A 15,492-nucleotide genomic window follows, 5' to 3' on the forward strand; every position below is an offset into this window, starting at 1 on the left:
GCGGCGATGGGCCTACTTGCCCTTGGAGTTCCAGGCGATCGCGATGATCGTGAAGATGGCGATGAGCATGATGACCATGACCGTGCGGTCCATCAGGCAGGCTCCTTGTGTGTGGGGGGTGCGGCTGTCTCGTCGATGGTCTGCGTCGGATCCATCGGCGTCAGGGGAGAGACGAAGAGGGTCTCCGGTTTCTCGGACGTGTCGTACCCGGCCGCCCGGACCAGAGTGAACTGGAACCCTCGCGCGTCGTCGGCCCCGTCCTCGCGTATGCGCCGCCGGAGATAGGCGACCAGCACGCGGTAGGCGGGGGTGCGGGTGGCGACGGGGAAGCCCCGGTCGATGAACTGCAGGATCTCGCCGCACACGTCGAAGCAGGCCTTCTCGGGGCGGCGGGTGGGGAACCACAGGATCTGGTGGAGCTTCCGCCCGGTGATGATCTCGACGGCTCTCCAGCGGGAGGTCTCGCCGTCGTGGCCCAGCGTCCGGTACAGCAGGTGGTAGTCGTGCATCGCCGGAGTCGGTGCGAAGAAACGCCAGTTGGGCAGCAGCGAGAAGGTGTCCTTCCGCTGCATGCGGTTGAACGCCCGGTTCGGGTGCTGAGCTGCGATGGTGGCGGCCAGCAGCACGGCACCCGCGATACGGGTGGTACTGCCCGGGCCGGTCAGCAGCTTCCCGGCCACGCTGTTCCTCTCGCCTGTCACGGTCACCGTTTCCTCCCCTGCGCTGTTCCCTTCACCCCGTTGCGCTCCTGCGGCGGCCCGTCACCGTCCCCCTCGGTGGTGGCGTCGAGGAACTCCGCGATGCGCGAGGCGACACGGAGCCCGTGCTCCGAGGACATCAACAACTCCCCGTGATCGGCGCCTTCGACGACGACCGACTCCACCCGGTTTCCCTCTCCCTGATGTGCCGTGCCCAGTTCGTTGTGCATCAGGAGCTGTTCGGGGTCGCGGTCCGTGGTCTGCTGTGCGGAGACGACCAGGGCGTGCGCGTCGATGGCTTCGAGTTCGCCGTCGTGGCCCCGGAAGTCCTCCTCGACGGCAGCCCATTCACGACGCGCCGCCTTCCATGCGCGGGCGTCGGCGAACTGCGCGAAGGCGCGTTCCTGGTAGTTCTGCGGCAACTGGCCCAGCCAGTCGGGGCGGGCGATCAGCGCGCCGAGGCCGAGGCGCAGCGACCAGTCCATGATGTTCAGCGAGTCGGGAAGCAGCTTCGCGGACTTGCTCTGCTGGTCGGAGCGGTTGAGCTCCATGGGGTGCGCGGAGTCGAGATAGGCCACGCCGTGCGTACGGTCGCCCAGCCGGACGGCGGCGCGACGGCACAGTTCGCCGCCGAGCGAGTGCCCGACCAGCAGGACCGTGCGGCCCTCGGGGACGACGTTCTCGACCAGGTCGACGAGGTCGTCGACGGACTCGGTCAGTCGGTAGGGGGCGGTGCTCCGGTATTCGCTCCCGGCGTATCCGGCGCGCGCGTAGGTGAGCACGCCGTACTCCGTCCCGCGGGCGAGCGACTCCGTGATCCAGCTCCACTGCTCGGAGGTGGTGCCCAGCCCCGCGCAGAAGACGACGAAGGGTTTGTCGGCGCGGCCGTGCGCCATGATCTCGTACTGCAGCCGGTTGCCGGCGCGCGTGGTGACATGGGCCGAGGTGGGCCAGCCCTCCCGCACCCGCAGCCTGCGCTGCACCGCCGTCGCGCCGGCGCTCGCTGCCGCAGCGGCCAGCGCACCGCCCACCACCTTCAGCATGCGGTCGTCGCGTCCGGCGACGGCCGGGTGGCTGCCGGGTGCCGAGGTGTAGGCGACGGCGGGGTGCATCGCGACGAACGAGGTGACGAAGCGCCCCAGGCCCATGGCGAATCCGTTGGCGAGGTGGAATGCCCCGGCACTGGCGATGACCGGCCGGGCCAGTCGCCCGCCGAACAGATAGGCCGCGGGGAAGAGGCACTCCAGTGCCAGCACCCCATGGGTGAGGTAGCGGGCGGGGACCGGGTACTTCCGGGCGATCCTGAAGGCCGGTTCGCAGCCGTAGGTGCGGGTGCGCATCACTCCGGGCAGGGCCGAGGCGTCCCGCCAGGAGTCGCCGAGCAACTTCACCCAGCCCGAGACCACGTACGAGAGGTTGCCCTGCAGCGCGACGTACCACAGTGCGGCGTCCTGGACGGCGGTGTTGCCGGAGAGCCGTGCCACGGCCGTCGCGGACTGCACGAGGGTGGAGACCTGGTCCGAGCCGTCGGTGCCGTACCGGTGCCGCGGGTAGAGGAGGGCGGTGCTCGCGCCCAGGAAGAGGTTGCCCGCACCGCGCCAGCGGCTGCTGCCGGGCAGCAGCATTCCGGCGCTGACGGCTGCACGTGCCACGTGCAGGGCCGTGGTGCTCCTCCGGCCGCTCACCGCGTCGAGGAGGCGGCGGGTCAGTGGAGCGGCCCCGGCCTGCCCGTCCTTGACGACGTTCCAGTCGTTGAAGCCACCGGTCTCTCTCTCCTTGTGCTGGGTGAGGTACTCCAGCGAAGAGGTCAGGGTGGTCGCGGCGGCCAGGCGCTCGCTGACGGCGATCGCACGACTGCGGGAGACGGGAAGGGGCGAGAACACTGCGGAAGCGAGTTGGCGTGGGAACCTCACGGGAGCTCTTTCGTCAGGTGCGTTTCCTGCACGGTGGTTCCTTGAGCGGGCCGGTCGTCGCCGGACCGAGCCGCTGCTGCGGAGCTGCGGCCCGGCGACGCCGGAGGAACGGATCACAAGGACCCGTTCGGGGTCGTGCTCGGCACTCAGCCGTCGGCGCCCGCCTCGTAGGCGGTGACGACGGCCGCGGCGGCGCCCGCGCCGGCCGCGAAGGCCGCGAGGGTCAGCACCGGACCGTCGGCCTGGTGGATGCTGCCCTCCGCCGAGGCGTCGGCCAGCTCCTGGTTCGCGAAGGACTCGATGGTGTTCATCCTGTCTCCTTCTGCAGTGGGATTCGGTCGCCCGGCTCGCTGAGGTACCGTCCGAGAACGGGACACTCAGCGTCGCGTTGGCGTGCTTTCCCGGGCGTCTGCCGGGCCGGGCTCCAGCACCGGGCCGGCCCGGCAGCCGCGCTCACGAACAGATCGGATGCGCCTGTTCGCGGGGATGGTGAGGCACTCAGCCGTCGGCGCCGGCCTCGTAGGCGGCGACGACCGCTCCGGCCGCGGCCGCACCGGCCGCGAAGGCGGCCAGAGTCAGCACCGGACCGTCGGCCTGGTGGATGCTGCCCTCCGCCGAGGCGTCGGCCAGCTCCTGGTTCGCGAAGGACTCGAGGTCTCTCATCGCGTCTCCTTCCACGTCAGAGTGTCCGGGTGGCAGAAGCGGAACGGCGTCAGCCGACCGCCTTGCCGGCGGCGTAGGCGCCGGCCACCACGGCCGCACCGGCGGCGAACGCGGCCACCGCGGTCATGACGGGCTGCTGCTCCCCCAGGTACTCGGCCGGCTGCTCCTCGATGGGGCGGTCCAGCGTCGCGTTGACGTGCTCTTCCAGCATGAGCGGTCTCTCCTTCTCACTGGGAACGTGCCACATGGGAAGGATGCGCAGGTCTCGGCCGTGACCCAATCACATTCCCCCGAGGTCCATGCGGCATCGTTGGTCGATGACGTGCCGCGATATGGGCTCGTTCTGTCTCGAGACGACCGGGACGCTACTGCCGCGGCACAGGCCAGTCCAGAGTTCCGGAGCTCACTTGCCAATCGCATGACAAACGTCATTCGTCATGTTTACGAGGCGACCATGGTCAAGAATTCACGTATTCACGGGGAGTGTCACCCCGAATGCCCTGCGAATAGCCCGTGGATGCTGTCAAAAACTGCCAGGAAATGCGACGCAACACCTGCCGTAGAACCTATCGCTTCCCACATACGACGGGACGGGCAGCGACCGCAGTAGCACGGCATCGCCCCACAAGGCCCATGTGCCCGATATGGCAGCACTTCCGGTTGAAGATCACCTTTTGGATGGAGGAACGCTCGGCCGACCTGCATGTTTCCGCGTCGGCCGCACAGGACGGGGCCATCGGCACCAGGGCGCTCCCCCCGGAGAACCCGCAGCCGGTCACCACGGGCAGGACGACCGGAAACAGTGCCGGCAGGAACCCTCATTGCATGAGCTCTCTCCGGGCTCACACCCGCGAAGAACTCATGCAGCACACTGCCGCACTTGCACGTTGGAGGCACGGCCGGAGCGCCACCGGATTCCCGCACGCATCGAGCGCATTCGACCCACGGAAACGGCTGCTCACCGCACCGTTGTGAACTCGGGAAAGAACGGTCCGCTCGGTCGCGGAATTCCGGCCGAACATCGACGGGAAACGGTGCGCTTGCGACAGCGCACGCCCGAAGCGGCGCCCGGCCGCGACCGGCAGAACACCGTTCCGTCCCGGCCGCGGCACTGCCGGGAGGCCGGGACGGAACGGAGGCTGCGGAGACTCAGCCCGCCACGCGGCCGGCGAGGGCCGCGAACCGCTGCCAGCTCAGGTCGGGTTCGCGCGGGTCCCAGAGCTTCTGCGCCACCGCCGCCAGCGGGAGACGGATACCGTCCGCGACCTGGGCCTGGGTCTGGGCATCGGCGAGGTCGCACCAGACCGCGAAACGGCCGCCGAGCACCCGGTCCGGGCCGGCGAGGGAGGAGGGCACGGGCTCGGTCCCCCGCAGCACCGCAGGAGTCCACTCCTCGTAGATGCGCTGCCCCGTGGGGTAGGTGAACTCGTTGGGCTCTCCGAGGACGTAGTACAGGTATTCGTCGTTCATGTTGACAGTCGGCCAGCCCTCGCGCAGGTAGGCGGTGGGCTCCCGGGCACCGATCTCCTTGCCCGTCCAGTAGGTCACCTGCCGGGGCTTCGTCGGCGCGACCGCACCGCCCTCGTGCAGGCCGTCGTTCCACACCTGCGGCATCTTGCCGTGCGCGCGGGCCGTCTTCGCCCGGGCGTTGAGCCAGGCCGTGGCCAGGTCCTCCACGTCGGCATCGGCCCCGAAGCGCTCCCGCGCGGCAGCGGCGAGCTGCGGGTAGGAGGCCGACGGGTCCTCCGCCGTCAGCGCGAGGTACTCGTCACCGCCGAGATGCCAGTACTTCCCCGGGAACAGCTCCGCGTACTCGCCGATGAGGTCGTCGAGGAGCGTGCCCGCCCTCGGGTCGGAGATGTCGACGGCGCCCTGGACGGGTTCGCCGGAGACGGTGCGCAGCTGGAGCCCCGGGTGCGCGCGGAGCACCGCACCGAGGTGCCCCGGGGAGTCGATCTCGGGGATGACCGTGATGTGCCGGGACTCCGCCAGCCGCACGATCCGCCGCACCTGCTTCTTGCTCAGGTGCGGGTCGGAGACGATCTCGGGGTGGGTGTCGCTCTCGATGCGGAAGGCCTGGTCGTCGGAGAGGTGCAGGTGGAGCTGGTTGAGCTTCAGATCGCCCATCTCCCGGATGCGGTCCTCGATCCAGGAGGCGGTGAAGTTCTTGCGCGCGATGTCCAGCATGAAGCCGCGCTGCGGCCGGTCGGGCCGGTCGTGGATCGTGCCCTCCGCCATGCGGCCCTGGCCGCGGATCGTCTGGAGCAGGGTGCGGGTGCCGTAGAAGACACCGGTGTCCGTGGAGCCGGTGATGGTGACCAGGCCGTCGCGGCTGCGCAGGACGTACCCCTCGCGCGGGATGTCGGCGTCGCGGTCCAGGCTCAGCCGGACGTCGGACGGTCCGGCCCTGCCGGTGGCGTGGTCGAGTTCCATTTCGCGCGCGAGGAGCTCGGCCTCGTCGGTGAGCGGGCTGCCCTCGGGGGCGACGACGCGGCTGCCCTCGGCGGGCTTCCAGCCGGGGCCGCTCACCGGACTCCACTCCCGCACGGCGGGAACGGTCGCCGGAGCGGGCCCCAGGCGGTCCGGGGGCGCGGTCGTGGGAGCACGGGACGAGGGGCGCGCCGAAGGCCGGCCGGTCGGCTCCCCGCCGGAGTCGTCACCCCCGGTCGCAGCGAGGATCACGAGGGCGACCGCGGCGCACGCGCCCAGCACCGCAGCCCCGATCAGCAGGAATTTCGGCCAGGTACGTCCCATACGCCTACGGTATTCACCCTTCCCGTCGGCCACCGTCAGCTATGCGCGGGCGACGTCTCTCGTACGAGTGAAATTCGTGCACGCGTCGGATCGCGACACCGACCCGCCGTTAGCGTGAGGAAGTCCCTTCCCCTCACACGTCCCTCGTATGCCCGCACACGCCCACCGAGGGGCCCCGACCGAGGTCCATCGAGGAGTCCATGCGCCTCCCCTTCCCACGCCGTGAAACCGACCTCACCCTCCGGAGCCGGGCCGTCCCGTCGCCACCCCCGTCACCGCTGCACCGCTTCAACACCCTTGGCGCCCCGGCCGCGGAGCGCCTCCTGCTCGACTGCTGCGGCAGCCGCCGGTGGGCACAGCGCCTCGCCCGGCACCGCCCCTACCCCGACGCGGAGGTGCTGCTCGCCGCCGCCGACGAGGCGAGCTACGACCTGTCGGCCGCCGACATCGCGGAGGCGCTGGCGACGGAGGCCCCGTACCTCCCGCCGACCGACGGGCCGGGGGCGCTCGCCGCCCACACGGCGCTGCGGGCCGGGCACGCGGCGTACGCGGAGCGCTTCGGCCACGGCTTCGTGGTCTGCCTGGCCGAGTACGGCCCCGAGGAGCGCACCGACCAGGCCCTCGCCGCCATCCGGGCCCGCCTCGCGCACGACCCCGACGAGGAGCGCGCCCTGGCCGCCGAGGAGCTGAGACGCCTCGCCCGGGAGCGTCTCGCCCGGCTCGTCCCGGCGTCCCGGAGCGACGTCGCACGCACCTGAGCGTGCCGCCGCGGATCTCGGCCGAGTGTCGGTTCGAGCACACCTGGCGGCCCCCGTACCTGTGTACAACCCATGCGTCGCTACGATGGCGGATGGCCGGTGGACCGTACCCGGCCGGGCCCGACCGACACTGAACCGGCTGGCCCCGATCGCGCTCCCGGAGGGTTGTTTTCCGTGCCGGCTGGAACGCTGTACCGCGGCCGGGAAGGAATGTGGTCCTGGGTGGCTCACCGAGTCACCGGCGTCCTCATCTTCTTCTTCCTGTTCGTGCACGTGCTCGACACCGCGCTCGTCCGCGTCTCGCCCGAGGCGTACGACGACACCATCGCGCTGTACAAGAACCCGCTCGTCAACGTGATGGAGTACGGCCTCGTCGCCGCCGTCCTCTTCCACGCTCTGAACGGCCTGCGGGTCGTCGCCGTGGACTTCTGGTCCAAGGGCGCGAAATACCAGAAGCAGCTGCTGTGGACCGTGATGGGCGTCTGGGCCGTGATGATGGCCGGCGCCTTCTATCCGGTGCTGGAGCACACCCTGCGCGAGCTGTTCGGAGGCTGATCGAGCATGGCCACTGACGTCGAGACGACCGGCGGCGCCGGCGCCTCCGAGCCCTACGGCCCGGACAATCCCGCGCCCGTGATCGAGGCGCCCCGCACCCGCACCTCCCGCACACCGCGGACGACCCGCACGAACTTCGAGCTGTACGGCTGGATCTTCATGCGGGTGTCCGGCATCCTCCTCACCGTCCTGGTGATCGGGCACCTGATCGTCCAGCTGATGGTCGACGGCGGCGTGTCCCGGATCAGCTTCGCCTTCGTGGCGGGCCGCTGGGCCTCCCCGTTCTGGCAGGCCTGGGACCTGATCATGCTCTGGCTGGCGATGCTGCACGGCGGCAACGGCCTGCGCACGGTGATCAACGACTACGCCGAGCGGGAGAACACCCGGTTCTGGCTGAAGATGCTGCTGTACACCGCGACGGTCTTCACCGTCCTGCTGGGCACGCTGGTGATCTTCACCTTCGACCCGAACATCCGCTGAAGACCGGGCTGAGGCTGAGGTAACAGGTATCGCCATGAAGATCCACAAGTACGACACCATCATCGTCGGCGCCGGCGGCGCGGGCATGCGCGCCGCCATCGAGTCGACGAAGCGCAGCCGCACCGCCGTGCTCACCAAGCTGTACCCGACCCGCTCCCACACCGGCGCCGCCCAGGGCGGCATGGCCGCCGCCCTCGCGAACGTCGAGGAGGACAACTGGGAGTGGCACACCTTCGACACGATCAAGGGCGGCGACTACCTGGTCGACCAGGACGCCGCCGAGATCCTGGCGAAGGAGGCCATCGACTCGGTCCTCGACCTCGAGAAGATGGGCCTGCCGTTCAACCGCACCCCGAACGGCACCATCGACCAGCGCCGCTTCGGCGGCCACAGCCGCAACCACGGCGAGGCACCGGTGCGCCGGTCCTGCTACGCCGCGGACCGCACCGGCCACATGATCCTCCAGACGCTGTACCAGAACTGCGTCAAGGAGGGCGTGGACTTCTTCAACGAGTTCTACGTCCTGGACCTGCTGCTCACCGAGGTCGACGGGGTGCGGAAGACCGCCGGCGTGGTGGCCTACGACCTGGCCACCGGCGAGATCCACGTCTTCCGGGCCAAGGCGGTCGTGTTCGCCTCGGGCGGCAACGGCAAGTTCTTCAAGGTCTCCTCCAACGCCCACACGCTGACGGGCGACGGCCAGGCCGCCGCGTACCGGCGCGGGCTGCCGCTGGAGGACATGGAGTTCTTCCAGTTCCACCCGACCGGCATCTGGAAGATGGGCATCCTCCTCACCGAGGGCGCCCGCGGCGAGGGCGGCATCCTCCGCAACAAGGACGGCGAGCGCTTCATGGAGAAGTACGCGCCCGTCATGAAGGACCTCGCCTCGCGCGACGTGGTCTCCCGCGCGATCTACACCGAGATCCGCGAGGGACGCGGCTGCGGAGCCGACCAGGACCACGTGTTCCTGGACCTCACGCACCTGCCGCCGGAGCAGCTGGACGCCAAGCTCCCGGACATCACCGAGTTCGCGCGGACGTACCTCGGCATCGAGCCGTACACCGACCCGATCCCGATCCAGCCGACCGCGCACTACGCCATGGGCGGCATCCCGACGGACGTCCGCGGCCAGGTGCTCGCGGACAACGACACCACGGTGCCGGGCCTCTACGCGGCGGGCGAGGTCGCCTGCGTGTCCGTGCACGGCGCGAACCGCCTGGGCACGAACTCCCTGCTGGACATCAACGTCTTCGGTCGGCGCGCCGGCATCGCGGCGGCCGAGTACGCCTCCACCGCCGAGTTCGTCGAGCTGCCGGAGAACCCCGAGACGCAGGTCGTCGAGCAGGTCGAGCGTCTGCGGAGCTCGACCGGCACCGAGCGGGTCACCGAGATCCGCAAGGCGCTCCAGGACACCATGGACAGGAACGTCATGGTGTTCCGCACCGAGCAGACCCTCAAGGAGGCTGTCGAGAAGATCGGCGAACTCCGCGAGCGCTACCGGAACGTGAGCGTCCAGGACAAGGGCAAGCGGTTCAACACCGACCTGCTGGAGGCCGTCGAGCTGGGCAACCTGCTGGACCTGGCCGAGGTGATGGCCGTCTCCGCGCTGGCGCGCAAGGAGTCGCGCGGCGGCCACTACCGCGAGGACTACCCGAACCGCGACGACGTCAACTTCATGCGCCACACCATGGCGTACCGCGAGGTGGGCGACGACGGCACCGAGTCGATCCGGCTGGACTACAAGCCGGTCGTCCAGACCCGCTACCAGCCGATGGAGCGTAAGTACTGATGAGCACTCCCGTCATGGAGAAGGCGGAGGAGGCCAAGGCCCCCGCCTCGCACCTGATCACGGCGACCTTCCGCATCCGCCGGTTCAACCCGGAGATCTCGGCCGAGGCCGTGTGGGAGGACTTCGCCGTCGAGATCGACCCGAAGGAGCGGGTCCTCGACGCCCTGCACAAGATCAAGTGGGAGCTGGACGGGACCCTCACCTTCCGGCGCTCCTGCGCGCACGGCATCTGCGGCTCCGACGCGATGCGCATCAACGGCCGCAACCGGCTGGCGTGCAAGACCCTCATCAAGGACCTCAACCCGTCCAAGCCGATCACCGTCGAGGCGATAAAGGGCCTCACCGTCCTCAAGGACATGGTGGTCGACATGGAGCCGTTCTTCCAGGCCTACCGGGACGTCATGCCGTTCCTGGTGACGAGCGGGAACGAGCCCACCCGGGAGCGGCTGCAGTCGGCCGAGGACCGCGAGCGGTTCGACGACACCACCAAGTGCATCCTGTGCGCCGCGTGCACCTCCTCGTGCCCGGTGTTCTGGAACGACGGGCAGTACTTCGGCCCGGCGGCGATCGTCAACGCGCACCGCTTCATCTTCGACAGCCGTGACGAGGCCGGCGAGCAGCGCCTGGAGATCCTCAACGACAAGGACGGCGTGTGGCGTTGCCGCACCACGTTCAACTGCACGGACGCCTGCCCGCGCGGCATCGAGGTCACCAAGGCGATCCAGGAGGTCAAGAAGGCGCTCATCACGCGCCGCTTCTGATCCCGCACCATCCCGCACGGCACCGGCCGTGCGGCACCGGACCACCGCACGCGCCGCCGGGTCCCACGATCGGGGCCCGGCGGCGCGTTGCTGCGCAGGGCCGCCGTCGCTTCCCGAGCCGGTTGCCCGGCAGCGTGAGACCGTGGGAGAGCGGGAGCCTCCCGGCAGCGGGGGGAGACGCCCGGAACAGGTCGGTCCACGGTCCTGGAGAGCGGATGCGCGATCCGGCGGAATTCGAGATCACCACGGCGAGTCCGGGCGAGATGCCGCTCTTCCGGGACTGGGCGAACGCCGAGGGCTGGAACCAGGGACTCCGCGACATGACGGCGTTCCACGCTGCCGACCCGCGCGGCTTCTTTCTGGGCCGCCTGGACGGCGAACCGGTCGCCGCCGTGTCCGCCGTGCGCTACGGAGAACACCACGGCTTCCTCGGCTTCTACCTCACACGGCCTTCGGCACGCGGTCTCGGGTACGGCACACGCCTGCGGAGGACCGCGCTGGCCCACCTCGCGGGCCGCACCCTGGCGCTCGACGGCGTGCTCCCCCAGCAGGACAGCTACGCCCGGTCCGGCTTCCGCCGTGCCTGGACGCACGTGCGGTACGAGGGGACGGTGTCCGGCGGCGGCCCGGCGGCGGGCGTCGAGCTCGTCGACGGCCGCCTGCTGCCGTTCGGCCTCACCGCCGACCTCGACCGGCGCTTCTTCCCCGCGCCGCGCGACGCGTTCCTCTCGCTGTGGACGGGACTGCCGGGACACCGGTGCCTGGCGGCGGTGCGCGACGGGCGGCCGGACGGCTTCGCCGTGGCGCGCCCCGCCGAGCACGGCACCCGGGTGGGGCCGCTCTACGCCGCCTCCCCGGATGTCGCCCTGTCCCTGCTGAACGGCCTCGCCACGGGCCGGCACGTCGCCCTGGACGTACCGGACGTCAACGCCGCGGCGGTGCGCCTGGTGGAGGAACTCGACTTCACGCCCACCTTCGCCTGCGCCCGCATGTACGCGGGGCCGGTGCCGGACATCGACATCGACGGCGTGTTCGCGAACACCACCCTGGAACTGGGCTGACCGCGCGGGGGCACCCACCGTGGACGGACCGGCCCGGTCGTACGGGTCAGCCCTGCCCGGCGCGGATCCAGACCCGCAGCGGGCCGATCGGGGCGAATCCGTGACGCACGGCGTCCACCAGCGCGTCGCCGTGTTCGTAGCCGACCACCGGCAGGGCGGGGAACAACCGGTTCACCGTTTCCAGGACGACCGGCCAAGCGGTGCCGGGGCCGCCGTGCGGTGCCGCGAAGACGTTGGAGACGCCGAGCACGCCGTCGCTGCGGCTCGCCACCGCCCCGGCGACCACCCGGCCGTCGGCAGACCGTCCGGCGAGGACGAAGGTGCCCGGGTCGTCGAGCAGTTCGGGCCGGAAGAGGTCCACGCCGCCGTCACCCCCGCCGTCACCGCCCTCCCGGGCGAGCGCCCAGGCGGAGAGCGCCTCAGGACAGACGACCACGTCCCCGGCGAGGCCGGACGCGGCAGTGGCGGCAGCCGGCGGGCGGTGGATCCACTGCGCGTCGAACAGCACACGGAAGCCCGCCTCCGCCAGGTCGAGATCGGCGAAGCTGTCCTTGACGGAGGCACCGGGAGCGGCATCGATCCGCGCTGTCAGCGCGGCCGGATCGGCGTCCGGCACCAGCGTCACCGCGTCCGGGTAGTACGGAGGAGTGCGGGCCGGGGCAGCCCAGGCCTGCTCACCGAAGGCGCCGGACACGCCGTGCGAGCGGCTCATCGCTGCGCACCACGCCGCATTGTTGCGAGCGGCGGCGCGGATCAAGGACTGCTTCGACATCGTCACGGATGCGGATCATGACGGCTCGGGACCGGTCGGTCGAGCCGATTTCACCTTTCGTTGCGAGAGAAATGACCCCGTAACGGCACGATGCAGGCAGGGAACGGCCGGAGATGACTGCCGAATCCGCACCATGCCTCTCCGCGATCCCTCCGGCACGCTGCGCACATGGGGGACAGGAGACGGGACAAGCGCCGAGGACAGCGGACGGCAGCGATCGCGTGCGTGGCCGTGCTGGCCGTGCTGGTGTCCGGTTGCAACGAGCGGGACGGTCGTGAAGCGCACTCCGGCCGAGCGGTGATCGAGGTGGACGAGCCCAGCGCACTCGTGGACCGGGCGATCGAGACCCGCATCACCGGACTGGGTCCGGAGGAGAAGATCACCGTCTCCGCCGGCGCCCGGAGCCCGAGAGCGACGTGGCGCAGCAGGGCGACCTTCCGCGCGGACGAGGACGGCGTCGTCGACCTGACTCGCGACAAGCCGCTCGACGGCTCCTACGCCAAGGCCGACGGGATGGGTCTCTTCTGGTCGCTGAAGGCACGGAAGAAGAGCGTCGGAGGGTTTCTGCTTCCGCCACCGCAGGAACAGCGCACCTACCGGGTCCGCCTCACCGTGGCGGGTGAGGACGGGAAGGTGCGGGGCCGCCGCACCGTGACCCGCGTGCGCATGGCCGAGAACGTGCGGCACCGTCACCTGTCGGTGGAGCAGGACGGCCTCAACGGCTCCCTGTACCTGCCCCCGAAGGGCTCCCCGGACGCAGCACCGGTGCTCGTGGTGGGCGGCTCGGAGGGCGGCGACTCGGGGAGAGGGAAAGCCGCGCTTCTCGCCTCGCACGGCCATCCGGCGCTGTCCCTGTGCTACTTCGGTTGCACCGGACGCCCGGAGCACCTCGCCGGAATCGAGCTGGAGTACTTCGCACGAGCCGCACGCCACCTGCTGCGGCAGGACGGCGCACTGCCGAGAAAACTGGTCGTCATGGGCGGCTCCCGCGGCAGCGAAGCCGCACAACTTCTCGGCCAGCACCACCCCGAACTGGTCGAGGACGTGGTGGCCTTCGCCTCCTCCAACCTGATCGGGCCCGCACTCGCCGACACCCGGGAGCCGGCCTGGACCCGACACGGACAGTCGCTGCCGCCGGACATCCCGCTGGACAGGGTGCGCGGCTCCGTCCTGGGTGTGGCCGGTGGTTCCGACTACCTCTGGGACGCCGAGTGGCTGTCCCGCGGCATCGCGAAGGCCGGCCGCCTGCTGGTCTACGAGAACGCCGGCCACTTCGTCGGCGGGCCCCCGTACCTGCCCGAACCCACACCCGGCTACCGGTACGGCGGAACCCGCGCCGCCGACGCCGCCGCCAAGGCGGACGCCTGGCCGAAGGCCATGGAACTCGTCCGGAGCTGAACCATCCGCAGGTGCGGAACCACCGGGTGCCGGGCGCGCAGCACGCCCGGCACCGGGTTTGATTCATGGTACAGGTAAGTCCATAATGCGGTTATGCATCACGAGGGCGCCATCGCCGACGAGGACCCGGACGAGCTGGTCATCGCTGTCGAGCAGGTGGTCCGCTACGTCAGACGCAGCGCGACCGCGGGCGGCCTGAGCACCGCCGCCTCGTTCGCGCTGGCCCGCCTGGGCCGCGAGGGCCCGCAACGCCTGACGGAACTCGCCCGCGCCGAGGGCATCTCCCAGCCCGGCATGACCCAGCTCATCGCCCGGATGGAACGCGCGGATCTGGTCCGGCGGACCGCGGACCGCCACGACGGCCGCGGCGTACGGGTCGAGGCCACCGCAACCGGCCTGGAGGTCTTCCGGCAGCGGCGCGCCGAACGCGCCGAAGCCCTGGAGGCGGTCGTCGAGGGCCTGGACGAGCCGGAACAGCAGGCGGTACGCCGCGCACTGCCCGCCCTGGCCCGCGCGATGCAGCGCCGGCAGCGGCAGACCTGATCCCGGACGCCACCGAACCGATCCGGCTGTCCCCCGCCTCCACCGCCACGAAAGAGAACCGTCCATGCGCGCACCGCACGAGAAGTCCGCCAGCCCCTTCCGACAGCCGAAGGCTGTCTGGGCCGTCGCCTTCGCCTGCGTCATCTCGTTCATGGGGATCGGGCTCGTGGACCCGATCCTGCCCGCCCTCGCCGAGAGCCTGCACGCCACGCCGAGCCAGGTCTCCCTGCTGTTCAGCAGCTACCTGATCGTGACCGCCGTCGCGATGCTGATCGTCGGCTGGGTGTCCAGCCGCATCGGCGCCAAGCGCACGCTGGTCGTCGGCCTGGCACTCATCGTCGCGTTCGCCGCCCTCGCCGGCTCGACCGATTCCATCAACGGCATCGTCGGGTTCCGTGCAGGCTGGGGACTGGGCAACGCCCTGTTCATCGCCACCTCGCTGGCCGTCATCGTCGCCTCCGCGAGCGGCGGCTTCGGCGGCGCCATCATCCTCTACGAGACCGCCCTCGGGCTGGGCATCGCCGTCGGCCCGCTGCTCGGCGGGACACTCGGAGCCATCAGCTGGCGCGGACCGTTCTTCGGCGTCGCCGTGCTCATGGGCATCGCCCTCGTGGCCACCCTCGCCTTCGTCCCCGCTCTCCCCAAACCCGAGCGCCCCACCTCGCCGCTGGCACCGCTCAAGGCGCTGCGCCACCGCGGGTTGACGATCATGGGCCTCATGGCGCTGCTCTACAACTGGGGCTTCTTCACGATGCTCGGCTACGCGCCCTACCCGATGGAACTGAACGCCCACCAGCTCGGGCTGGTGTTCACCGCCTGGGGCCTGCTGGTGGCCGCGTTCAGCGTCCTCGTCGCACCGCGGCTCCAGATGCGGTTCGGCACCGCGCCCGTCCTCTACGTCAACCTGGCCGGTCTGAGCATCGTGATGGCGTCGGTCGCCGCAGGTGTGGACACCCCGGCCGTGGTCGTCATCGCGGTGATCGTCAGCGGGGCGTTCATCGGCATCAACAACACCCTCACCACACAGGCCGTCATGCTGGTGTCCCCGGTGGAACGCCCCGTGGCGGCCTCCTCGTACGGCTTCCTCCGCTTCATCGGCGGCGGACTCGCCCCGTACGCGGCGGGCAAACTCGCCGAGTCCACCGACCTGGGCGTGCCCTTCTACCTCGGCGCCGCCACCTTCGCCCTCGCGATCCCGGTACTGGCCTGCGGCCACGGCAGGCTGCGGCAGGCCGAGCAGAGCCCGGCCACGAGCGAGCCCGTCACCCCCGCGCTCACTCCGGTCGGTACTCCGACCGGATCGGACGCACCGCCGGTCGTCGTGGCCGTGGGCGCCCGCGCGGCCGC

At 70.6% G+C, this 15,492-nt stretch carries 16 protein-coding genes; 9 read left to right on the top strand and 7 right to left on the bottom strand.

The features are described from left to right. Positions 1-92: 92 nt before the first annotated feature. The 6 genes from ACL06G_RS17345 to ACL06G_RS17370 all read right to left on the bottom strand — a co-directional run bounded on the left by ACL06G_RS17345 (position 93) and on the right by ACL06G_RS17370 (position 6,028). Positions 93-701, bottom strand: coding sequence for a hypothetical protein (locus tag ACL06G_RS17345; protein ID WP_412787925.1), 609 nt, complete (start codon positions 699-701; stop codon positions 93-95). Between the two features lie 2 nt (positions 702-703). Further along, the gene (locus ACL06G_RS17350) at positions 704-2,611 is read right to left on the bottom strand and encodes an alpha/beta fold hydrolase (RefSeq protein ID WP_412836278.1); all 1,908 of its coding nucleotides are present in this window, start codon (positions 2,609-2,611) and stop codon (positions 704-706) included. Positions 2,612-2,757: 146 nt separating this feature from the next. Further along, the gene (locus ACL06G_RS17355) at positions 2,758-2,922 is read right to left on the bottom strand and encodes a hypothetical protein (protein WP_412787923.1); all 165 of its coding nucleotides are present in this window, start codon (positions 2,920-2,922) and stop codon (positions 2,758-2,760) included. 187 nt (positions 2,923-3,109) lie between these two features. Next, positions 3,110-3,274 carry a hypothetical protein gene (locus tag ACL06G_RS17360; RefSeq protein ID WP_412787922.1) on the bottom strand — a complete coding sequence of 55 codons (165 nt, stop codon included), beginning with the start codon at positions 3,272-3,274 and terminating at the stop codon, positions 3,110-3,112. A 49-nt stretch (positions 3,275-3,323) separates the two neighbouring features. Then, positions 3,324-3,485: a hypothetical protein gene (locus ACL06G_RS17365; protein WP_412787921.1), complete on the bottom strand. Its 162-nt coding sequence runs from the start codon at positions 3,483-3,485 to the stop codon at positions 3,324-3,326. 938 nt (positions 3,486-4,423) lie between these two features. Next, positions 4,424-6,028: a beta-N-acetylhexosaminidase gene (locus tag ACL06G_RS17370; RefSeq protein WP_412836279.1), complete on the bottom strand. Its 1,605-nt coding sequence runs from the start codon at positions 6,026-6,028 to the stop codon at positions 4,424-4,426. A gap of 200 nt (positions 6,029-6,228) precedes the next feature. Here ACL06G_RS17370 and ACL06G_RS17375 point away from each other — a divergent pair, with 200 nt between their 5' ends. The 6 genes from ACL06G_RS17375 (at position 6,229) to ACL06G_RS17400 (ending at position 11,432) form a co-directional block, all read left to right on the top strand. Next, positions 6,229-6,786 (top strand): 2-oxo-4-hydroxy-4-carboxy-5-ureidoimidazoline decarboxylase, encoded by a 558-nt coding sequence (locus ACL06G_RS17375; protein ID WP_412787919.1) that lies wholly within the window; start codon positions 6,229-6,231, stop codon positions 6,784-6,786. A gap of 174 nt (positions 6,787-6,960) precedes the next feature. Next, positions 6,961-7,341 (top strand): succinate dehydrogenase, cytochrome b556 subunit, encoded by a 381-nt coding sequence (gene sdhC, locus ACL06G_RS17380; RefSeq protein ID WP_412787918.1) that lies wholly within the window; start codon positions 6,961-6,963, stop codon positions 7,339-7,341. A gap of 6 nt (positions 7,342-7,347) precedes the next feature. After that, positions 7,348-7,821, top strand: coding sequence for a succinate dehydrogenase hydrophobic membrane anchor subunit (locus tag ACL06G_RS17385; RefSeq protein WP_412787917.1), 474 nt, complete (start codon positions 7,348-7,350; stop codon positions 7,819-7,821). Positions 7,822-7,855: 34 nt separating this feature from the next. Beyond that, positions 7,856-9,610 (top strand): succinate dehydrogenase flavoprotein subunit, encoded by a 1,755-nt coding sequence (sdhA, locus tag ACL06G_RS17390; protein ID WP_412787916.1) that lies wholly within the window; start codon positions 7,856-7,858, stop codon positions 9,608-9,610. Next, positions 9,610-10,371, top strand: coding sequence for a succinate dehydrogenase iron-sulfur subunit (locus ACL06G_RS17395; RefSeq protein ID WP_412787915.1), 762 nt, complete (start codon positions 9,610-9,612; stop codon positions 10,369-10,371). The genes sdhA and ACL06G_RS17395 overlap by 1 nt, the downstream gene beginning before the upstream one ends. A gap of 215 nt (positions 10,372-10,586) precedes the next feature. Beyond that, complete coding sequence (locus tag ACL06G_RS17400) at positions 10,587-11,432, top strand: GNAT family N-acetyltransferase (RefSeq protein ID WP_412836280.1); 846 nt, start codon at positions 10,587-10,589, stop codon at positions 11,430-11,432. A gap of 46 nt (positions 11,433-11,478) precedes the next feature. Here ACL06G_RS17400 and ACL06G_RS17405 read toward each other — a convergent pair whose 3' ends face one another. After that, the gene (locus ACL06G_RS17405; protein ID WP_412836285.1) at positions 11,479-12,204 is read right to left on the bottom strand and encodes a hypothetical protein; all 726 of its coding nucleotides are present in this window, start codon (positions 12,202-12,204) and stop codon (positions 11,479-11,481) included. Between the two features lie 168 nt (positions 12,205-12,372). Here ACL06G_RS17405 and ACL06G_RS17410 point away from each other — a divergent pair, with 168 nt between their 5' ends. The 3 genes from ACL06G_RS17410 to ACL06G_RS17420 all read left to right on the top strand — a co-directional run. After that, entirely contained in the window at positions 12,373-13,602 is a 1,230-nt protein-coding gene (locus tag ACL06G_RS17410) for an acyl-CoA thioesterase/BAAT N-terminal domain-containing protein (RefSeq protein ID WP_412787912.1), read from the top strand. Positions 13,603-13,695: 93 nt separating this feature from the next. Beyond that, complete coding sequence (locus tag ACL06G_RS17415) at positions 13,696-14,145, top strand: MarR family winged helix-turn-helix transcriptional regulator (protein WP_412787911.1); 450 nt, start codon at positions 13,696-13,698, stop codon at positions 14,143-14,145. 64 nt (positions 14,146-14,209) lie between these two features. Next, on the top strand, positions 14,210-15,492 hold a 1,283-nt coding region (locus ACL06G_RS17420), incomplete at its 3' end, for an MFS transporter (RefSeq protein WP_412836281.1).

This window comes from Streptomyces callyspongiae (genome assembly GCF_047200695.1).
Classification (GTDB): Bacteria; Actinomycetota; Actinomycetes; order Streptomycetales; family Streptomycetaceae; genus Streptomyces.